Source organism: Mesorhizobium quangtriensis (assembly GCF_040081925.1).
GTDB classification, from domain to species: Bacteria; Pseudomonadota; Alphaproteobacteria; order Rhizobiales; family Rhizobiaceae; genus Mesorhizobium_K; species Mesorhizobium_K quangtriensis.
Genome location: NZ_JBEBMF010000001.1, coordinates 349,207 through 367,394, shown reverse-complemented (window position 1 = coordinate 367,394; position 18,188 = coordinate 349,207). Strand labels below are relative to the sequence as shown.

Here is an 18,188-nt window from a genome sequence, read left to right as displayed (position 1 = left end):
TTCGGTGACCCATATCCTTCGTTCCTCGATTGCGGCGGTGAACATGATGCTGCTGGCGCTCGCACCCGCCGCCGCCGAGCAGTGGAAGCGCCCTACCGCCCGTGGCGGCGAACTGACCCGCGAGGTGACGCGCGATGGCCGCGTGTACGCTGGCGAGACAAGCCGCAGCGGGCCGAATGGCGGTACGTATTCATCCAGCTCCACCTGCTTCGACGGCGTCGTGGACCGTTGCAAGCGCAGCTTTTCCGCAACGGGCCCGGAAGGCAAGACCTGGTCAGGCGAGCGCTATTCGGCGCGCGGTCCGTATCGCGTCCGCTCCGCCGGCGCTATAACCGGACCGGAAGGCAACAGCGTCGTCGGCGTGCGCCGCTTCTGGCGGAGGTAGGACCAGCTTGAGCGGGGCGGGGGCGTCGGCAGCGGGTACGGTCGGTCACGACGATGACCGCCTTCTCGTGCGCGTGGCCTCCGGCGACCAAGCGGCGCTGGCGAAGGTCATCGACCGCCACGGCCGTGGCCTGCGCCTCTTCGCGGCCCGGCTGCTCGGAAGCATGAGCGATGCCGAGGATGTGGTGCAGGACGTCTTCGTCGCTGTCTGGAAACATGCGGCGCGGTTCGATCCGGCGAAGGGCCGCGCGTCGACCTGGCTTTATCGCATCGCGGCCAACCGCTGCATCGACATGCGCAGGCGACGCAGCTTCCGCGCCTTCCTTGGGCTGGACGCTACGGCCGAGGAGATCGCCGTCGAGGAGCCGGCGGCGGAACAGCGCATCGGGGCGAGACAGGAACTCGCGATCGTGCGCGATGGCTTGGCCGCGCTGCCCGAGCGGCAGCGCATGGCCCTGCTGCTGCGCTCGGTCGCCGACATGGACGTGTCGGAGATCGCCGAGGTGATGGGGACAAGCGTCGGCTCGGCGGAACAGTTGCTTGTGCGCGGCCGCCGCGCGCTGCGCGACCATATGGCGTCGGCGGAAAACAAGAGTCAGAATCGGCCAGGGAGTGTGTCATGAACGAACAGGAATTCGAGCAATTGCAGCGGCGCTTCGGCGCGGATGTGTCGCTCTGGCCGGCGCCTTACCGGCAGGAGGCCATGCGCCGAGACGCCGCCGACACGGTCGATGCGGACGACGCGCTGGACCGGCTGGTGCTTGAAGCCGTCGGGTCTCCGACCGACGACATCACCCTGACGCGCAAAGTGCTTGCGACGATCAACGTGGAGCGGAAGCCGGGCGCGTTCGGCGGCTTCGCGCGTGTGTGGCCGATGCCCGCCGCCGCGTCGGGTTTCGCCGCGCTGCTGCTGTTGGCTGCCCTTGGCGGCTATATGGCGGCGAACGACACGCCGGAGGGGCTTGACGACGCGCTGCTGGCACTGACGCTCGGCGGTGACGGAGGCGGCGTGTTCGACGAACTCGATTCGGGCGATGGGGAGGAACAGCTATGACGCGCCGCTCCTGGTTGCAGATCGTCCTTGTCGCGGCGCTTGCCCTCTCCGTGCTCGCGAATTTCTTCCTGGCGGGCTACGTGGTGAAACAGCACAGGCTGGGTGTGGGCGGTCCAGGGGCCATGGCCGAAGCGCTTGTGCGAACCTATCCGGAGGAGGTGCGCGCCGAGTTCCGCCGGCTGCTGCGCGTGAACCGTCCCGTCACCTTCGCGGCGCTGCGCGAGTTGCGGCAGGCACGGCGCGCGCTGGCCGATGCGGCTTCCGCCACCCCTTATGTGCAGGCCGACGCCGAGCAAGCGATGAAGCGCGTGCGCAACGCGACCGATGCGCTGCTTGAGATGATGCAGAGGCTGCTGCTCGAAGCGCTGAGGAACACACGGGCGACATCGACGTGAGCCTGTCGCGATGACGGCTGCCTACTCCTCGAAGCGGCTCGTCTCGTCGCGGTCGCGCTCGTAGCGGCGCTTCAAGGGAAACGGCGGCAGCCAGGACTCGCGACGGACAGTCCATAGTTCATAGGTCGGCTGCAACTGGTTTGGAGCGTCAAGCGAGCCGAGGTTTATCTCGATCTCGTCGGCACTGCGCGAGAATACCGACGAGCCGCAGCGGGTGCAGAAGTGCCGCCCGGCATAGTTGCCTGTCTGGCCTTCGATCGTGACAGCGTCCTGCGGGAAGATCGCGGAGGCGTGGAAAAGCGCGCCGTGATGCTTGCGGCAGTCCATGCAGTGGCAGATGCCGACCCGGTATGGCCGCCCGGATGCCTCGATCCGGACATTTCCGCACAGGCAGCCGCCGTTGAACTTCTCCATACCGCGCCTCCTCCTGCGCTGGGTTCAGCGATAGCCCGCCGCCTGCAATTCGAACAGCTCCGCATAGACGCCGCGCCGCGCGATCAGTTCTTCATGCGAGCCGGCCTCGATGATCGCGCCGCCGGACAGCACCAGGATACGATCGGCCATGCGCACCGTCGAGAAGCGGTGCGAGATCAGCACGGCGGTCTTGCCGCGTGCCAGACGCTTGAAGCGCTCGAACACTTCCGCTTCCGCCTTGGCGTCTAGCGCGGCGGTCGGCTCGTCCAAGATGATGAGTTCCGCGTCCCGCATGTAGGCGCGGGCGATCGCCACCTTCTGCCATTCGCCACCGGAGAGATCGCGGCCATTGGCGAAGAGTTTTCCTAGCGGCTGGTCGTAGGCGAGCGGTAGTTTTTCGATCACTGGCGCGGCGAGGCTCTGCTCGGCGGATGCCTCGATGCGCGGCCGGTCCGGCCCCGCCTCGATGCGGCCGACGCCGATGTTCTCGGCGGCCGTGAAGGAATAGCGGATGAAGTCCTGGAAGATGACGCCGATATGGGTGCGCAAATCTTCGATGTCGAAGTCGCGCAGGTCGACGCCGTCGATCTGGATTCGTCCCTCGTCGGGATCGTAGAGGCGGGTGAGCAGCTTGACGATGGTGGTCTTGCCGGCGCCGTTCTCGCCGACCAGTGCTACCGCCTCGCCGGCCTTCATCTCGAAGCTCAGGCCGCGCACCGCCCAGCGCTCGGTATCGGGATAGCGGAAGCCGACATTTTCGAAGACGATACCCTCTCGGATTGGCAAAGGGAACGGCTTCGGGTTCGGCGACAGCGCGATGGTTGGCCTGATGTCGAAGAACGAGAACAGGTCGTCGAGATAAAGCGACTGGCCCGCGATCTGCGTGACGCCGATGAGAAGCTGGCTGAACAGGGCGTTCAGACGCAGGAAGGAGCCCGAGAGAAAAGCCAGGTCGCCGAGCGTGAACTGGCCGCCGATCGTGCGCCAGACGATGTAGGCATATGCGCCGTAATAGGCGATGCTCGACAGCGCCGCGAATACGCCGCCCCAGATGGCGCGCTGGGTCGCCAGCCGCCGGTTGTCGCGCATGATTGCGTCGGCAAGCCGCCTGAAGCGACCGACGAGAAAGGAGCCCAAGCCGAAAAGCTTGATCTCTTTCGCCGTCTCGGCGCTGGCGCCGATATAGCGCAGATATTCGAGTTCACGCCGCTCGGGCGAGCGCATCCTGTTCAGCAGGTAAGAGCGGGTGTTGAACTTTACCTCGCTGAGGACAGCCGGGATGAGCGAGACGAACAGCAACAGGATCAGCCACGGCGCATAGAAGAAGAGGCCGGCCGCGAGCGTAACGATGGTGACGATCGACTGCCCCTGCCCGAAAATCTGGGCCAGCAGCGCATTGCGGCCGGCGGCCTGTCGGCGGGCGCGCTCCAGCCGGTCCTGGTATTCGCTGGATTCGAAGTGCCGGAGGTCTAGCCCCGCGGCATGGCGCATCAGCTCCATGCTCACGGTGTTGGAGTGCAGCTCGGAGAGGATGCCGTCGACCAGCGAAACCGCACGCGACAGCAGGTCGCCCGTGACGACGAGCGCGAATTCCAGCAGCAGAAGCTCGCCGACGAGCGTGAGGCGGCCGCTGGCGATCCAATCCGAGAAGGCGGGTCCGGGCGTGGGCTGGCCCGCCTGCAGCACGACCTCGTCGATGATGAGCTTGCCGACATAAAGCAGAAGCAGTGGCTGGATCGCCGAAAGCAACCTGAGCGCGATGCTTGCGACCGTGAGTTGCGGGCTTGTACGCCAGACCTGCGCGAAGAAGCGCTTCAGGTGACGCAGCGTCGCCAGCTGCTGGCCGAGCGGGGGCTGGTCGGCGGTGGAACTGCGAAACGCCAGCCTTGCGGCAAAATTTTCACTGGAACTCATCTCGGCCGGAAAATGGTGCCTCGTTTGATCCCACGCAATGCCTCAATGCACATGTCTTAGTATTGGCTGATTAACGCCCTCCGTGCTGTAATGACTTGAGAGGGCTGGCTACTATTGGCCAGAGGAGCGACCGAGACCGGAATGACGACTGCCGCGATAACTCTTTTTGCCTTGCTGCTGCTGAAGCACTTCGTGTGCGATTTCGTGCTGCAGACGCCTTGGCAGATCGGCCAGAAAGGCATTTACGGCGCACGCGGCGGGCTGGTCCACTCAGGCATCCATGTGTGCGGCACGCTGGTGGCGCTGCTGGCGGTGATGCCGCCGCCATCGGTGATCCTGACCGTTCTGGTGGTCGAATTCATCGCGCACTACCACATCGACTGGGGCAAGGAGCAGACGGTCAAGCGTCTCGACTGGCGCGTCGGCGCCCGCTTCTGGAACGCGATCGGCTTCGACCAGCTCCTGCACGGGCTGACTTATCTGATCATTGTCATCTATGTGACGGGCTGGGTGCGGTAGGGGACGTCGAAGCGCCCCTTACCGCCAATCACTCACACCTTCGCCAGCAGCGCTCGTGCTTCCTTCGGGCCGAGCGCGGCGGGGCGTTCGCAGGTCGTACGCATTTCGACGAACTTGCCGGTTTCGCCGGACTTCAGGATCGCGGTCATGACCTCGACCGTGTGCAGCGCAAGTTCGAGCGAGCAGCGATGCGGAACGCCCGACTGGATGGCGAGCGCCATGTCCGACAGGCCGGCGGTGCGGTAGTTGGCCATCATGCCGACGGAGTGCTGCTGGTTCGGCACGCCGAAGGGGTGCTTCCACGCCGGCTGCTTCTTCATGTCCTTCGCCCCTTGCGTGTAGCGCACGTCGCCACCGAAGAAGTTGGGGTCGGGAACGTAGACAGTGCCGGCCTCGCCGTAGAGCTCCATCGGAGAGTGGCCGTGGCCCCAGACATCCCAGCTTGTGCCGAGCGCGACGATCGCCCCGCTTTCGAACTGCAGGAGCGCGTGGATTGTGGTCGGCGTATCGACCGGGATCTTCTCGCCGTTGCGCGGACCGTTGGCGATGACGCGCTGCTTGCGCGGGATCGAGGTCAGCGCCGCCACGCTTTTCACCGGTCCGATGAGCTGGATCAGGTTGGTGATGTAGTACGGGCCGAGATCGAGGATCGGACCCGCGCCCGGCTGGAAGAAGAAGTCCGGATTGGGATGCCAGTGCTCCATGCCCCGGCTCATGACGTGGCAGGTGCCACCGGTGATCGTGCCGAGCGCGCCCTCGTCGATGAGATGGCGGACGAACTGATGCGAGCCGCCGAGGAAGGTGTCCGGCGCGGAGCCGATCCGGACGCCCTTTTTCGCCGCCCGCTTTTTCAGGTCGAGACCTTCCGCGACCGACAGCACGAAGGGCTTTTCCGAATATACGTGCTTGCCGGCGTCGAGGGCCTGACGCGATACGTCGTAGTGAACTGCCGGGATGGTCAGGTTGACGACGATATCGACCTCATCGTCGGCAAACAGCTCGTCGACGCTTTCGGCGCGAACGCCGTATTCCTTCGCCCTCGCCTTTGCGGCGGCCGGGTTGATATCGGCGCAGGCCCTGACCTCGATGCCTTTGAAAAGCGGCGCGAAGTTGAAATAGGTGGTGGAGATGTTGCCGCATCCGACGATGCCGACACCAAGCTTGCGTGCCATTGAGATTGCTCCTGGTATGGCGATCAGTAGGATTTGACGGATGCGATCGAGCGGCGGGCGAAGCGCTCGAAGTCGTTCGGGTTGTCCTGCTCCATGACGTAGTGCTTTGCGGACGTCTTCGCGCGCAGCGTCTTGAGCAGCGATGCCCAGTCGATCGTGCCGTGGCCGACATCCGACCAGCCATCCTCGTCCAGCCCCTCGCCCGCCTTCGCGATGTCCTTGACGTGGACGGAGACGATGCGGCTGCCGTGACGGTCGATCCAGGGCAGCGGGTCTGCGCCGCCGCGCACCACCCAGGCGACGTCCATCTCCCAGCCAACTTCGGGCGCGGCAGCAAGGATGTGCTCCTGCGGAACCGAGCCGTCGTCGAGCGCCTTGAATTCGAAATCGTGGTTGTGCCAGGCGAAGCCGTAGCCGTCCTTCTTGGCGCGGGCGCCGACTTTCGCCAGCCGCTCGCCGAAGCCGCGCCAGCCGGCAGCGGTCGCCTCGGGCCGCGCCTCGGCGTTGAGGTAGGGGCAGATCATGGTGCGGATGCCGAGCGCGTCTGCGATCTTGCGCACACCGTCGAAATCAGTCTCCAGCATGTCGATGGAAAAATGACCGGTCGGCATGGAAAGCCCGTTTTTGTCGAGTTCCGTCTTCAGGCCGGCGAGATCGTCATAGACGCCGCCATAACCCTCGACTTCCTTGTAGCCGGCGTCGCCGAGACTCTTCAGCACCTTGTCCCAGGGCTGGAAGTTGCGGGCACTGTAGAGTTGCATGGACCAGTTCACGGATATTTCCTTTCTGACATCCGGGCCTTGGGACGCCCGGCAATTCGTTCCTAAAGCCGGTCTCCCGACGTGGCGTCGAACAAGGACGCGTTCATCGGGTCGAATCCGACCGCTATCGTGTCGCCGACATTCGGGGAGCGTTCGGAAGAAACACGAATCGTGAGCGTCTGGCTACCAAGTTTGCTCCAGACGAGCGTATCCGAGCCCATGGGATCGACGATCTCGACGGGCACGCTGTCGGAAAAGGGCCAGTCCTCGCCGGAATTGGCCATCACATGTTCCGGCCGAATGCCGAATACGGCGGGCCCTTGGCGAGGGTTCTGGAAGGCGTAGCGCGCGAGTGGGATGTCTACGCCATTGGCGATGAAGCGAGGTTCGCCGTCGCGGGTGACGATCTCGCCGTCGAGAAAATTCATGCCGGGCGAGCCGATGAAGCCGGCGACATAGCGGTTGACCGGGCGCTTGTAGATCTCCTGCGGCCGGTCGAGCTGCTGGATCAGGCCGCCGCGCATGACGGCGATGCGGTCGGCGAGCGTCATTGCCTCGATCTGGTCGTGGGTGACGTAGATCATGGTGTTGGCGAGTTTCTGGTGCAGCCGCTTGATCTCGACGCGAAGCTCGGCGCGCAGCTTGGCGTCGAGGTTGGACAGCGGCTCGTCGAAGAGGAAGACATCCACGTCGCGCACCAGCGCCCGGCCGATGGCGACGCGCTGGCGCTGGCCGCCGGAAAGCTGCGAAGGCTTGCGGTCGAGCAGCGGCTCGATCTGCAGGATTTCCGAGGTGCGCGCGATGCGCCGCTCGATCTCGTCCTTCGGCACGCCTGCATTCCTCAGGCCGAAGGTCAGGTTCCCCCTGACGCTCATCTGCGGATAGAGCGCATAGGACTGGAAGACCATGCCGATGCCGCGGTCCTTTGGTTCTTCCCAGGTGACGTTCTTGCCCTTGATGAAGATCTGGCCTTCGGAGACGTCGAGCAGGCCGGCGATGCAGTTGAGCAGCGTGGACTTGCCGCAGCCGGACGGGCCGAGCAGGACGAGGAACTCGCCTTCCTCGATGTCGAGATCGAGATCCCTCAGCACCGGTACGGCCCCGAAATTCAGCGACAGGTTCTTGATCGCGACGCTCGGCATATGTCGTTGCCCTAACCCTTGACCGCGCCGGCGGCGATGCCGCGCACGAACAGTTTTCCGGAGACGAAGTAGATGACCAGCGGCACGAGTCCGGTGATGAGGGTCGCCGCCATGTTGACGTTGTATTCCTTCACGCCCTGCACGGAGTTGACGATGTTGTTGAGCTGGACGGTCATCGGATAGGTGTCGGGCTTGGTGTAGACGACGCCGAACAGGAAGTCGTTCCAGATGCCGGTCACCTGCAGGATGATGGCGACGACGAAGATCGGCAGGCTCATCGGCAGCATGATGCGGAAATAGATGCCCCAGAAGCCCGCGCCATCGACGCGTGCGGCCTTGAAGAGTTCTTCGGGAAGCGCAGTGAAATAGTTGCGGAAGAGGAGCGTCAGGATGGGCATGCCGAAGATGGAGTGCACGATGATCAGCCCGGTGAGCGAGCCGTACAGACCCATCTCGCGCAGCACGATGACGATCGGATAGATCATCACCTGGTAGGGGATGAACGCGCCGACGATGAGGATCGTGAAGAATATCTCGGCGCCCTTGAACCGCCAGTTGGCAAGGGCGTAGCCGTTGATCGATGCAATGGCGATCGAAACGATCACCGAAGGGACGGTGATGCGCACGGAATTCCAGAAACCTCTGGAGAGCCCATCGCAATTCAGACCCGTGCACGCTGTCGCCCATGCTTTCACCCACGGCTCGAAGGTGATCTCGACCGGCGGCGAGAAGATATTGCCGAGACGGATCTCGGGCATTCCCTTCAGCGATGTGACGATCATCACGTAAAGCGGGATGAGGTAGTAGATCGCCGCGACGATGAGGACGCCGTAGATGAAGATGTTGCGTCGCGAGAAGGTAACCCGCGGCTTCGGCCCGCGCGGCCCCGAAAGTTCGTCGGCGATCGCGCTGGTGCCTGCGACGGTGATGGCAAGGGTGGCGGGGTTGGACATCGGCGTCAGCGCCTCCGCCCGAATTCGAGATAGGCCCATGGCACGATGATGATCGCCACTGTGAGCAGCATCATGGTCGAGGCGGCGAAGCCCTGGCCAAGATTTTGTGCTGCAAACATGTAGTCATAGACGTATTTCGCCGGCACCTCAGAGGCGAGCGCCGGGCCGCCGCTGGTCTGTGCGACGACGAGGTCGTAGACGCGCACGACGCCGCTGGCGATGATGACGAGCGTCGTGACGAACACAGGCCGCATCATCGGGATCACGATGAACAGATACGTCTTCCACATGGGAATGCCGTCGACGCGCGCTGCTTTCCAGATGTCCTCGTCGATGCCGCGCAGACCGGCCAGCATCAGGCACATGACAAGGCCAGTGCCCTGCCAGAGACCGGCGAAGAGGATACCGTAGATGACCAGGTCCTTGTCATAGAGCGGGTTGAAGGTGAACGACTCCCAGCCCATCGAGCGGACGACATGCTGGACGCCGAAATCCGGATTGAGCAGCCACTGCCAGACGAGGCCGGTGACGACGAAGGAGAGCGCGAAGGGATAGAGGAAGATGGTGCGGAACGTATCCTCGAAGCGGATCTTCTGGTCGAGCAGGGCTGCGAGGATGAAGCCCACCAGCAGCGAGAAGATCAGCGACAGGCTGCCGTAGATCAGCAGGTTCTCGATCGAGATCAGCCAGCGCGGCGTCGTCCACAGCCGTTCATACTGGGCCAGCCCCACGAAGTTGAGGCGCGGGAGCAGCCGGGAGTTGGTGAATGAATGCACGATCGTCCATGCGGTGCCGCCAACGAAGATGACGACCGCCGTCAGGATCATGGGGATCGACGCGATCTTCGCACTCAGATTGCGGAAGAGCTGGTTCGGACGAGACATGGACGACTACCAGTTGCGCGGGAAAAAAACCCAGACGCCGGCCGTTGGGGATATGCCAGGCGTCTGGGGGCGCTTTGCCAGAAAGTCAGTCCGCTGCGGCGATGATCGCGGCGAAGCGCTTCTGTGCTTCTTCCGGTGTCAGCGTCGGCGTCTTGAAGAACTCAACGAACAGGTCGTTGAGCTGGTTGTTGGTGTCCTCTGTGTTGAGCTGGTTGGTATCTGGGATGATATTTCCCGAGGCGAGAATTTCCAAGCCCTTCTTCATGCAGTCGTTGGCAGCCGTCACATCGACGTCGCCGCGCACCGGCACGGAGCCCTTCTTCAGATTGAAGGCAACCTGGGTCTCGGGGCTGAGCATGGTCGAGGCGAGGACCTCCTGGGCCGCGGTCTTCTCGGGATCGTCGAGCTTGGGGAAGTAGAAGGAATCGCCGCCAGTGGAGATCAGTTCGTTGACGCCGAGGCCTGGCAGGCAGGTGTAGTCCTTGCCGGCCACCTGGCCGGCAACCTGGAACTCGCCCTGCGCCCAGTCGCCCATGATCTGGCCGCCGGCCTGGCCGGTGATGACGAGGTTGGTCGCCTGATTCCAGTCCTGCACGTTCGATTTCGCCGACATCTTGCGCGCGTTGTCGGCGGCCTTGAACACCTTGGCGATTTCGGGACCAGCCGCAGCCTCGGCATCATGCTCCTGATAGACTTTCAGGAAGACGTCCTTGCCGGCGATGGCCGGGATCAGCACGTTGAAAGCGCCGGTGGTCTGCCAGGGCTGGCCGCCGATGGCGAGCGGGATCTTGCCGGCCGCCTCGAGCGCCGGAGCGGCGGCGACGAACTCGTCCCAGGTTTTCGGGACCGGAACGCCGGCATCCTCGAACGCCTTGTGCGAGAGCCAGAGCCACTGCCACGAGTGGATGTTGACCACCACGCAATAGACCTTGCCGTCGACCGTGCAGCCTTCGAGCAGGCTGGCCGGGCGGATGACCTGCGACCAGTTCTCCTTCGTCGCGACATCGGTCAGGTCGCGCAGCAACCCTGCCTCGATCAGTTCCTCGGCCTGACGACCGGTGTTGAACTGGAACGCGGCCATCGGATCGCCTCCGGTGATGCGACTGACCATGATCGGACGCGCGGTGTTACCGCCACCGGCGATCGCTGCGTCGACCCACTTGTTTCCGGTGGCGTCGAAGGCCTTGGCGAACTCGGCGACCGCAGCAGCCTCACCGCCCGACGTCCACCAATGGGCAACCTCGAGGTCGGTGGCGCCGGCCGGAGCCGCGCAGGGTAATGCGACGGCAGCGGCGAATGCGGCGGTCAAAAGCTTATAACGCATGAAGTTCCTCCCGAGATCTGAAACGTTACAGATTGGCAGGATATGAAAGCGAGGCTGATCGCGCAATGCCTCTTTTGGGTGAGACCTGCAATTTTTTCGCTTTCGGAATTTATTCCGTAAGCCTGCCCCAACGCGGCAGATCCTTCGTTTCTTTGATGCGGCGCCGCAATTCGGGGTTCTTTGGGGGGCTAACCGACTGATTCCAAACATCCCGCGCTGCAAAAATGAAGAAATGGCCTTCACGCGGCCTAGCGGGCAACCAGGCATATTCCTGTCAGCAGGCCTGACCAATCTGTAACGTTTCAGATTGAAATTCACCCAGTTTGCTTCCAGAATGGAGCGCTTGCCGTTGCGTCGCCAACGCGCAATCTGTAGGCGGGGGTCATGGACGAGCATCACGACATGGAGGACGAGGAAAGAGGCGGCGCCCATCCGGGCGGCGCAGGCCGGCCGACGCTGAAGACCATCGCGTTCATGACCGGGCTTGGCGTCACGACGGTTTCGCGCGCACTGAAGGACGCGCCGGAAATCGGCGAGGAAACGCGCCGGCGCGTGCAACTCGTGGCGCGACAGGTGGGCTACCGGCCAAACCGCGCCGGCGTGCGTCTGAGGACTGGAAAGACGAACGTCATCAGCCTTGTCCTCAACACCGAGGAGCAGATCGGCGGCTTCGTATCGGACATGATCTACGGCATCTCCGAGCAGCTTGCGCAGACGCCGTACCACCTCATCGTCACGCCGTATTCACGCAACAACGACCCGCTCGAGCCGGTGCGCTACGTGGTCGAGACGGGGTCTGCCGACGGCGTCATCATTTCGCGCACCGAGCCCGACGACAAGCGGGTGCGCTACCTGCTCGAGCACGGCTTCCCCTTCGTGACGCACGGCCGCACGGAGATCGGTGTCGAGCACGCGTTCCACGATTTCGACAACTACGCCTTCGCCCGCGACGCTGTCAGGAAACTGGCAGAACTCGGCCGCAAACGGCTGGCTCTCCTCGCGCCGCCCTCTTCGCTCTCCTACTACCACCACATGCGGAACGGATTCCTCGACACGATGGCCGAGATCGGTTTCGCGGAAGTACCGTTCAACACGGTGACGGTCGATCACTCGATCGACCAGATCCGCGCCCGGTCACTGCAACTGATGCAGAGGCCGAACCCGCCCGACGGCATCGTCAGCGGCGCAGGCGGAGCGACCTTCGCGCTCGTGGCCGGGATCGAGGATGCCGGGCTGAAGGTCGGGCGGGACGTCGATATCGTTTCGAAGCAGTCTGCCCGCCTGCTGCACCTGTTCCGGCCGGAGATCTACGTCGTCAACGAAAACGTCCGGCTCGCGGGGCGCGAGCTGGCACGCTCGCTTGTCGCCCTCATCGGCGGTGCGCCCGCCGCCAGCCGGCAAAGCCTTGCCCAGCCCGGACCGGTTCTGGCGCTGGGCGAATAAGGCAAGCGCTGCCTTTTAATGCAGCGGACGGACATCGACCGACGCGCGGCAAGCAATCGCGGCCTTGCGGCCCCATTCCGTGGCCTCATCAATGGTCGCGGTTTCCAGAATCCAGAAGCCGCCTACATGCTCGCCTCCCGGCAGATACGGTCCGTTCGAAATGAGCACTTCGCCATACGGCTGCCGGCGAAGCGACACCGCCTTTTGCGGCGGTTGGAGACCGCAGACGAAAAGCCTGACGCCGGCCGCGATCATTTCTTCGTTGAGCGCGTCAATGTCGCGTGCCATCGCATGGCCCTCGACAGCCCCGTCATAGTCGTCGGGGCGATGGATCGCGACGAGATATCGTGGCATGCGCCATACCTCCAGCCGGGAGTCACGCCGGGCCGACAATGCCCCAGGTGACGCCGAACGGATCCTTGAGCTGGCCGTATTTGTCGCCCCAGAAGGCGACTTCCAGCGGCATCGTGACCTCTCCGCCGGCGGCTACCGCGCGCTTCCACAAGGCGTCGGCATCATCCACCACGATGTGCAGCGTTACGTTCTTTGCCGGCTCTGCAATCACGCCATGTTCGGGAAACGGGTCGTTGAAGAACATCGCCCCACCATTGATCTCGACATGGACGTGCATGGAGCGGCCGTCGTCGCCTTCGCGACGGTCGACCAGCTTCGCGCCAAACGCCTTTTCGTAGAAGGCCGTCGCGGCCTTGCTGTCGCTGACGGTGAAGTAGGCGATGACGCCGGGTATCCTCGTGGTTTCCACCATTGGTCGATCCTCCTCAGATCGTCTTCAGAAGTTCGGCAAGCTGGTCGGCGCACTGGCCCCAGCCCTCGTGAAAGCCCATCTTTTCGTGCGCCTCGCGATCCTCTGAAGACCAGTGGCGGACACGCGCGGTGTATCGGGTGCCGCCATCCTTGCCGACATACTCGAAGGTGACGATCGCCAGCATAAAGGGCTTCTGGGAGGGAACCCAGGCGTCGGTGAAGGCATCCGTGAAAACCAGCTTCTGGTTCGGAACAACCTCCAGGTAGATGCCCTCGTTCGGATGATCGTTGCCGTCGGGATCGCGCATGACGATCTGGCTCTGGCCGCCGGGCCGGACGTCGAGCGCCGCTCCCGAAATAGTCCAGGGCCGCGGCACGAACCACTGCTTGACCAGCTTGGGCTCCGTCCAGGCGCGATAGACCTTTTCGCGTGGCGCATCGAAAATGCGCTCGATGACGAGCTCGCGCTCGGTGGGGAAGCTGCTGTTGATAGCGGCGTGGATGTTCATCTCTCTCTCCTCGAACCTGTGGTCCATGCCTCAAGGACGAGGTAGCGAAGCGGACTCCGACATCGAAGCGGAAAAAATGGCAGATTCTGTCAGGAGGCGGATTTTCTGCCGGGCGTCGCCTCTGACAGGCGGTCGAGGTGAAGGCGGATGTGAGCCGCCTCGGCAGGTGAATTGGCGAGCGAGATCGCCTTGCAGAAGGCATCGCGCGCCTCGTCGTTGCGACCGAGCTGCAGCAGCAGCGCGCCCCTGACGCCGAAATAGTGGAAATAGCCTGACAGCTTGTCGCCGAGAGGCTCGATCATCACCAGCGCGGCTTCCGGCCCGTCGGCCTTGGAGACGGCAACGGCACGGTTCAGCGTGATGACGGGCGAGGGCTGCATGGCTTCCAGCGCGCCATAGAGAAACGCGATCTGCTTCCAGTCGGTGTCCTCGGCGCGCGTCGCACGTGCATGCAGGGCAGCGATGGCGGCCTGCACCTGATACGCGCCCGGCTGCCGATGGCGTATCGCCTTGTCGACAAGCGCCAGCCCCTCGGCGATCATCTTGGCGCTCCACTTCGAGCGATCCTGATCCTCAAGGAGGATGACCGAGCCGTCCGCTTCGAAACGCGCCTGCGAGCGGGCGTGCTGCAACAGCAGAAGCGCGGTCAGGCCCATGATCTCAGGCTCGGCCGGGAAGAGGCGGAGCAGAAGCCGCGCCAGCCTGATCGCCTCGTCGCACAGCGGAACGCGCATCGAGGCATCGCCGCCGCTTGCCGAATAGCCCTCGTTGAAGACGAGATAGACCATCGCTGCGACGGAACCCAGCCGCTCGGCGCGCTCGACGGGACCAGGCGCCTCGAACGGGACGGCGGCGGCGGCAACCTTCGCCTTGGCGCGGGTGATGCGCTGCTCCATCGCGCTTTCGCCGACAAGAAAGGCTCGCGCGATCTGCCTGACCGAGAGCCCGGACACGATGCGCAGCGCCAGCGCGATCTGCTGGGTCGCCGGCAGGTCGGGATGGCAGCAGATGAACAGCAGCCGCAGGATGTCGTCGCGATAGTCGGCGCCGTCGAGGCGTTCGGCGATTGCGGCTTCCGCATCGCTGAGGTCGGACAAATGCTCCTCATCTGGCAACGGCTGCTGCTTCGAGCGCTTTCGCACCGCATCGATGGCGGCGTTGCGGCCGACGAAGATCAGCCAAGCGGTCGGGTCGCGCGGCGGGCCGTTCTTCGGCCAGTTGGTCAGCGCGCGCAGGCACGCGTCCTGGAAGGCCTCCTCCGCCATGTCGAGATCGCGGAAATAGCGCAGCAGCGCCGCCACCGCCTGTGGTCGCGCTGCGGCGAGAAGGGGATCTATCCAGGAGATGTCGGTCATGTCGGGTGTTTGATGGTCGCCGGGATAGGATTGAGCACGCCGACCGGCCTGATCTCGTAGCTGCCGCCGGCAGGATTGGCATCGGAAATTTCGCGCGCGAAGCCGACCGCTTCCTCAAGATCGCTGCATTCGACCGTGTAGAAGCCGAGCAACTGTTCCTTCGTTTCCGCGAAGGGTCCATCAAGAACAACGGATTCTCCGCGCACCTTGCGCACGGTGGTCGCCGCCGTCGTCGGCAGCAGACGCGCCACGGGACCAAGCCGGCCTGCTTCGGCATATTTCTGCTGGATGACCGCCAGCCTGCCCATCACGGCCTCGTCCTGCTCCTTGCTCCAGGAGGTGACGGCGTCTTCGGCGGCATAGCAGAGTACGGCGTAAAGCATTCCAATTCTCCTCGGGATAATGACGACTGAGGTAGGCCAAGCCCGACATGGCGTCGACAGGAATTGTGGCAAGCCCGTCGCTCGCCAAGAGGCGGTCAGTTCGAGATTTGGCTTGCGATCCAGGGGAACATCGAACTGGCTTCAACCTCAGCGGCTTCTGCTGTGTCGTATAGTCCGGATTCGTAGGTCGAGGACCAGTAGGCATCTGGCCCCAGCGGGTGGTCGTCATCAACTTTCCAGATTTCTTCTGTGAAGCTGAACAGTCGTGGCGATACCGTGTGCACCGAGATAACAACGCGCGCCGAGCCATCTTGTCGTTCAAAAACCTTGACGTGCTCTTTCATCAAATAGCGGACGCTTTCTTGTAAGGGCCAAGCACCGTTGGCTTTTCCAGCTTCCTTAGCTTCGATCAGCGCCGGGTCATGCGCAGAAAAACATGAACGCGCACGAAGTTGTAGTCCCGAAATGCAGGAGACAGCATTGGTGTGAGCCTCTCTTCTGACGTTCGGATTCCGCAGAATGAACCTTTTCCCTTTCCATCGCGACTGACGACACGGCGCCGCAATCCAGCGGCCCGAAGGAAAGGAAACGATCCATGACCGGACATCGATTGTCGGGGTCTGGGAGATCATCCGGCATCCGCCGAACGGACCACTCAGGTCCGGGCGCCACGGATGCCGTGAACCGATTGACCCAGGGTAAGGCCCGACATATTCTCGAAACAAGGGACCGCGAAAAGACTATTGGGGGAGAACCTGCCGGAACGACGCATTCGGCTCCCCGCCGTGTGTCCCGTTCGGCTGTTTCTCTCCACTCGAACCGGAGGAGAGGCCCCATGCTGCGCAGCCATGGTGTTCTGCGTTTGCTTGCCTGCAATCCAAGAATCGGTGGACGAAGCGGCCGGCTTGCTGCCGGTGCGGCGCTTGTCGCTTTGGCGCTCGCGGCAGGGCTTTCAGGGCCGGCATCCGCGCAGCAAACGCAGATCATCAATCCGGGATCGATGGCCGTAACCGGCTTTTCCGGAACGATCATCCCCGGTTTCGACGAGGGGCTGCCGCCCGGCGTGGACCCGGTCGACGAAACGTTCATCGACACCGAACGCGCCACGCTGCGCATCTTCGACGTGTCGGCGCTTGGCGGTCCGCCCTCAGGACAGCTCGTCAACACGCCGCTGCCGTTCGAGGTGCTGGCCGGGCAGATCGGTCAGGTCTTCGCGCTGACCTATGACGACGGCGTGCGCGACGGGACACCGTCCGGCGTGCCCAACCTCTATGCCGGCGCGACCTCTCTGCACGGCATACGCATCGTCACCCCCGACGCGGACGACGATGGCAGGCCGGAGCGCGAACGCCGCGGCAAGGCCGGCGCGACCTTCATGGACGGCCAGTTCGCCGAGGACAATGGCGGCTCGCCCGGCGCGATCTGGAAGATCGACGGGCTGACCGGCGAAGTCTCGCTGTTCGCCACCATCGAGGACAATTCGGGGCCGGGTATCGCCGACGTCGCCTTCGACAGGGCGTCCCGTCAGTTCTTCGCTTCCGATCTCGACAGCGGCCTGATCCACCGCATTTCGGCGGATGGCGCGCTGATCGACACATTCGACCACGGCGTGACAGGCCGGCCCGCGCGGGGGCTCGAGGCCGTCGCGGACGATGGCGCGGTCATGGACATCCAAGGCGCTGCCTTTGACAGCGAAGATCCTGACAGCTGGGGCTTCACGCAGGACGAACGCAGCGTCTGGGCCGTTCAGGTCCACGGCGGCCGTCTTTACTACGCTGTCGGCGAAGAGGCCGAGATCTGGTCGGTCGGCATCGCGCGCAACGGCTCCTTTGCAGGCGATCCGCGCTGGGAGTTGACGGTCGATGCTGAAGAGGACCTGCCCGTCACCGACATCGCTTTCGACAACCAGGGCTTCATGTATCTCGCCCAGCGCGGCGATATCGAGAACCGCTACGACTATTCGCAATTCGCCGACAGCGGCGACGGCGAGGTGTTGCGCTATTGGCGCGAGAGCCCCGACGACCCGGCGACGGAATCGATCTGGGTGCCCGTGCCGCAGGAATACGCGATCGGTTTCCCGGCGGGGCACCGCCAGTCGACCGGTGGCATCGACCTGCAATATGGCTACGACGCGCAGGGGTATTTCAACACCAACGCCTGCGCAGCGACGCTGGTCGCGACCGGCGATAAGCTGCGCGACAACCCGGCGCTCGAAGAACAGCTGGCCGCCGGCGGGCCGCTTGCGGTCCACGGCGTGCAGATCAATTCCACGATGCTGGTCAGGCCGCAGAACGAACCGCCTTTCGGCTCGTGGTTCGTCGATTTCGACGGCTTCTTCGAAGACGCCGAGGTCGAGGGCCATGTCGGCGACGTGGAGATCTGGCGTCCCTGCGAGGGCCGCGCCGGCTACTATGAGCGCATCCCCTATCCGGGCGGTTTCCTGCCGCCATTCTGGCCACCGGAATTCCCCCCGCCCGGCAATCTGCCGCCCTGTCTCGATGTCGAGGCAGTGAATTATTTCTGCACCCCGGCGGGACTGGAGGCAGATGTCTATGTGCGTGACGTGGCGGGTATCGGCGGCGACAGCGTCAAGGCCGATTCCCGTACGCCGGGCGTAAGCGTGTCCCCGCTACAGCAGACCAAGGCTCCGGGCGCGCCCTTCACGATCGGCATGAGCGGTTTCTTCCCCGGCGACCGGGTCGATGTCGGCCTCTGCTTCTACAGGCAGTCCGACGCCGACGCGGGTGGCTACTACCCCTGCTGCAAGGTGGTCGTACCGCTCGCTACGCCGCCCGTAAGCTGCGAACCGTGAGGGAG

21 protein-coding genes are annotated in these 18,188 nt (G+C 63.9%); 7 read left to right on the top strand and 14 right to left on the bottom strand.

Going from position 1 to position 18,188, the window contains the following annotated elements; genetic code table 11:
* Nucleotides 1-4 precede the first annotated feature (4 nt).
* Genes ABMA32_RS01870 through ABMA32_RS01855 form a run of 4 tightly spaced genes read left to right on the top strand, consistent with a single transcriptional unit; the run spans nucleotide 5 to nucleotide 1,833 of the window.
* A complete protein-coding gene (locus tag ABMA32_RS01870; protein WP_349012031.1) occupies nucleotides 5-385 on the top strand; it encodes a hypothetical protein in 381 nt (126 codons plus the stop codon).
* Nucleotides 386-392: 7 nt separating this feature from the next.
* Nucleotides 393-1,007, top strand: coding sequence for an RNA polymerase sigma factor (locus tag ABMA32_RS01865; protein WP_349012030.1), 615 nt, complete (start codon nucleotides 393-395; stop codon nucleotides 1,005-1,007).
* Nucleotides 1,004-1,438: a hypothetical protein gene (locus ABMA32_RS01860; RefSeq protein WP_349012029.1), complete on the top strand. Its 435-nt coding sequence runs from the start codon at nucleotides 1,004-1,006 to the stop codon at nucleotides 1,436-1,438. The genes ABMA32_RS01865 and ABMA32_RS01860 overlap by 4 nt, the downstream gene beginning before the upstream one ends.
* Nucleotides 1,435-1,833: a periplasmic heavy metal sensor gene (locus ABMA32_RS01855; RefSeq protein ID WP_349012028.1), complete on the top strand. Its 399-nt coding sequence runs from the start codon at nucleotides 1,435-1,437 to the stop codon at nucleotides 1,831-1,833. The genes ABMA32_RS01860 and ABMA32_RS01855 overlap by 4 nt, the downstream gene beginning before the upstream one ends.
* Before the next feature lie 21 nt (nucleotides 1,834-1,854).
* Here ABMA32_RS01855 and ABMA32_RS01850 read toward each other — a convergent pair whose 3' ends face one another.
* Nucleotides 1,855-2,247, bottom strand: coding sequence for a GFA family protein (locus tag ABMA32_RS01850; protein ID WP_349012027.1), 393 nt, complete (start codon nucleotides 2,245-2,247; stop codon nucleotides 1,855-1,857).
* A 24-nt stretch (nucleotides 2,248-2,271) separates the two neighbouring features.
* Nucleotides 2,272-4,161: an ABC transporter ATP-binding protein gene (locus ABMA32_RS01845; protein WP_349012026.1), complete on the bottom strand. Its 1,890-nt coding sequence runs from the start codon at nucleotides 4,159-4,161 to the stop codon at nucleotides 2,272-2,274.
* Between the two features lie 141 nt (nucleotides 4,162-4,302).
* Here ABMA32_RS01845 and ABMA32_RS01840 point away from each other — a divergent pair, with 141 nt between their 5' ends.
* On the top strand, nucleotides 4,303-4,680 hold the full coding sequence (locus tag ABMA32_RS01840; protein ID WP_349012025.1) for a DUF3307 domain-containing protein: 378 nt from the start codon (nucleotides 4,303-4,305) through the stop codon (nucleotides 4,678-4,680).
* 32 nt (nucleotides 4,681-4,712) lie between these two features.
* Here ABMA32_RS01840 and ABMA32_RS01835 read toward each other — a convergent pair whose 3' ends face one another.
* The 6 genes from ABMA32_RS01835 to ABMA32_RS01810 form a co-directional block, all read right to left on the bottom strand.
* Complete coding sequence (locus tag ABMA32_RS01835; protein WP_349012024.1) at nucleotides 4,713-5,852, bottom strand: Gfo/Idh/MocA family protein; 1,140 nt, start codon at nucleotides 5,850-5,852, stop codon at nucleotides 4,713-4,715.
* Nucleotides 5,853-5,875: 23 nt separating this feature from the next.
* Nucleotides 5,876-6,625: a sugar phosphate isomerase/epimerase family protein gene (locus ABMA32_RS01830; protein ID WP_349012023.1), complete on the bottom strand. Its 750-nt coding sequence runs from the start codon at nucleotides 6,623-6,625 to the stop codon at nucleotides 5,876-5,878.
* A 50-nt stretch (nucleotides 6,626-6,675) separates the two neighbouring features.
* Nucleotides 6,676-7,755, bottom strand: coding sequence for an ABC transporter ATP-binding protein (locus ABMA32_RS01825; protein WP_349012022.1), 1,080 nt, complete (start codon nucleotides 7,753-7,755; stop codon nucleotides 6,676-6,678).
* A gap of 11 nt (nucleotides 7,756-7,766) precedes the next feature.
* Nucleotides 7,767-8,708, bottom strand: a complete 942-nt coding sequence (locus ABMA32_RS01820) for a carbohydrate ABC transporter permease (protein ID WP_349012021.1) — start codon at nucleotides 8,706-8,708, stop codon at nucleotides 7,767-7,769.
* Between the two features lie 5 nt (nucleotides 8,709-8,713).
* Entirely contained in the window at nucleotides 8,714-9,592 is an 879-nt protein-coding gene (locus tag ABMA32_RS01815) for a carbohydrate ABC transporter permease (RefSeq protein ID WP_349012020.1), read from the bottom strand.
* Nucleotides 9,593-9,677: 85 nt separating this feature from the next.
* Nucleotides 9,678-10,916, bottom strand: a complete 1,239-nt coding sequence (locus ABMA32_RS01810) for an ABC transporter substrate-binding protein (protein ID WP_349012019.1) — start codon at nucleotides 10,914-10,916, stop codon at nucleotides 9,678-9,680.
* 384 nt (nucleotides 10,917-11,300) lie between these two features.
* On the opposite strand from ABMA32_RS01810, the gene ABMA32_RS01805 reads away from it, so the two are divergent.
* Entirely contained in the window at nucleotides 11,301-12,359 is a 1,059-nt protein-coding gene (locus ABMA32_RS01805; RefSeq protein WP_349012018.1) for a LacI family transcriptional regulator, read from the top strand.
* A gap of 15 nt (nucleotides 12,360-12,374) precedes the next feature.
* Here ABMA32_RS01805 and ABMA32_RS01800 read toward each other — a convergent pair whose 3' ends face one another.
* From ABMA32_RS01800 to ABMA32_RS01775, 6 genes are all read right to left on the bottom strand, one after another.
* Nucleotides 12,375-12,713, bottom strand: coding sequence for a YciI family protein (locus ABMA32_RS01800; protein WP_349012017.1), 339 nt, complete (start codon nucleotides 12,711-12,713; stop codon nucleotides 12,375-12,377).
* Between the two features lie 22 nt (nucleotides 12,714-12,735).
* The gene (locus ABMA32_RS01795) at nucleotides 12,736-13,125 is read right to left on the bottom strand and encodes a VOC family protein (RefSeq protein ID WP_349012016.1); all 390 of its coding nucleotides are present in this window, start codon (nucleotides 13,123-13,125) and stop codon (nucleotides 12,736-12,738) included.
* A 13-nt stretch (nucleotides 13,126-13,138) separates the two neighbouring features.
* Entirely contained in the window at nucleotides 13,139-13,633 is a 495-nt protein-coding gene (locus tag ABMA32_RS01790; RefSeq protein ID WP_425475457.1) for an SRPBCC family protein, read from the bottom strand.
* A gap of 89 nt (nucleotides 13,634-13,722) precedes the next feature.
* Complete coding sequence (locus ABMA32_RS01785; protein WP_349012015.1) at nucleotides 13,723-14,988, bottom strand: RNA polymerase sigma factor; 1,266 nt, start codon at nucleotides 14,986-14,988, stop codon at nucleotides 13,723-13,725.
* Entirely contained in the window at nucleotides 14,985-15,371 is a 387-nt protein-coding gene (locus ABMA32_RS01780; protein WP_349012014.1) for a YciI family protein, read from the bottom strand. The genes ABMA32_RS01785 and ABMA32_RS01780 overlap by 4 nt, the downstream gene beginning before the upstream one ends.
* A 95-nt stretch (nucleotides 15,372-15,466) precedes the next feature.
* Nucleotides 15,467-16,003, bottom strand: coding sequence for a hypothetical protein (locus ABMA32_RS01775; RefSeq protein WP_349012013.1), 537 nt, complete (start codon nucleotides 16,001-16,003; stop codon nucleotides 15,467-15,469).
* A 203-nt stretch (nucleotides 16,004-16,206) separates the two neighbouring features.
* On the opposite strand from ABMA32_RS01775, the gene ABMA32_RS01770 reads away from it, so the two are divergent.
* Nucleotides 16,207-18,183, top strand: a complete 1,977-nt coding sequence (locus ABMA32_RS01770; RefSeq protein WP_349012012.1) for an SMP-30/gluconolactonase/LRE family protein — start codon at nucleotides 16,207-16,209, stop codon at nucleotides 18,181-18,183.
* Nucleotides 18,184-18,188: the final 5 nt, after the last annotated feature.

What these genes read in the sequence shown, in the direction of transcription:
- ABMA32_RS01860 (WP_349012029.1), top strand. Translation starts at nt 1,004, where the DNA reads ATGAACGAACAGGAATTCGAGCAATTGCAGCGGCGCTTCGGCGCGGAT.
- ABMA32_RS01855 (WP_349012028.1), top strand. Translation starts at nt 1,435, where the DNA reads ATGACGCGCCGCTCCTGGTTGCAGATCGTCCTTGTCGCGGCGCTTGCC.
- ABMA32_RS01850 (WP_349012027.1), bottom strand. Translation starts at nt 2,247, where the DNA reads ATGGAGAAGTTCAACGGCGGCTGCCTGTGCGGAAATGTCCGGATCGAG.
- ABMA32_RS01845 (WP_349012026.1), bottom strand. Translation starts at nt 4,161, where the DNA reads ATGAGTTCCAGTGAAAATTTTGCCGCAAGGCTGGCGTTTCGCAGTTCC.
- ABMA32_RS01840 (WP_349012025.1), top strand. Translation starts at nt 4,303, where the DNA reads ATGACGACTGCCGCGATAACTCTTTTTGCCTTGCTGCTGCTGAAGCAC.
- ABMA32_RS01835 (WP_349012024.1), bottom strand. Translation starts at nt 5,852, where the DNA reads ATGGCACGCAAGCTTGGTGTCGGCATCGTCGGATGCGGCAACATCTCC.
- ABMA32_RS01825 (WP_349012022.1), bottom strand. Translation starts at nt 7,755, where the DNA reads ATGCCGAGCGTCGCGATCAAGAACCTGTCGCTGAATTTCGGGGCCGTA.
- ABMA32_RS01820 (WP_349012021.1), bottom strand. Translation starts at nt 8,708, where the DNA reads ATGTCCAACCCCGCCACCCTTGCCATCACCGTCGCAGGCACCAGCGCG.
- ABMA32_RS01815 (WP_349012020.1), bottom strand. Translation starts at nt 9,592, where the DNA reads ATGTCTCGTCCGAACCAGCTCTTCCGCAATCTGAGTGCGAAGATCGCG.
- ABMA32_RS01810 (WP_349012019.1), bottom strand. Translation starts at nt 10,916, where the DNA reads ATGCGTTATAAGCTTTTGACCGCCGCATTCGCCGCTGCCGTCGCATTA.
- ABMA32_RS01805 (WP_349012018.1), top strand. Translation starts at nt 11,301, where the DNA reads ATGGACGAGCATCACGACATGGAGGACGAGGAAAGAGGCGGCGCCCAT.
- ABMA32_RS01800 (WP_349012017.1), bottom strand. Translation starts at nt 12,713, where the DNA reads ATGCCACGATATCTCGTCGCGATCCATCGCCCCGACGACTATGACGGG.
- ABMA32_RS01795 (WP_349012016.1), bottom strand. Translation starts at nt 13,125, where the DNA reads ATGGTGGAAACCACGAGGATACCCGGCGTCATCGCCTACTTCACCGTC.
- ABMA32_RS01790 (WP_425475457.1), bottom strand. Translation starts at nt 13,633, where the DNA reads ATGAACATCCACGCCGCTATCAACAGCAGCTTCCCCACCGAGCGCGAG.
- ABMA32_RS01785 (WP_349012015.1), bottom strand. Translation starts at nt 14,988, where the DNA reads ATGACCGACATCTCCTGGATAGATCCCCTTCTCGCCGCAGCGCGACCA.
- ABMA32_RS01780 (WP_349012014.1), bottom strand. Translation starts at nt 15,371, where the DNA reads ATGCTTTACGCCGTACTCTGCTATGCCGCCGAAGACGCCGTCACCTCC.
- ABMA32_RS01775 (WP_349012013.1), bottom strand. Translation starts at nt 16,003, where the DNA reads ATGATCTCCCAGACCCCGACAATCGATGTCCGGTCATGGATCGTTTCC.
- ABMA32_RS01770 (WP_349012012.1), top strand. Translation starts at nt 16,207, where the DNA reads ATGCTGCGCAGCCATGGTGTTCTGCGTTTGCTTGCCTGCAATCCAAGA.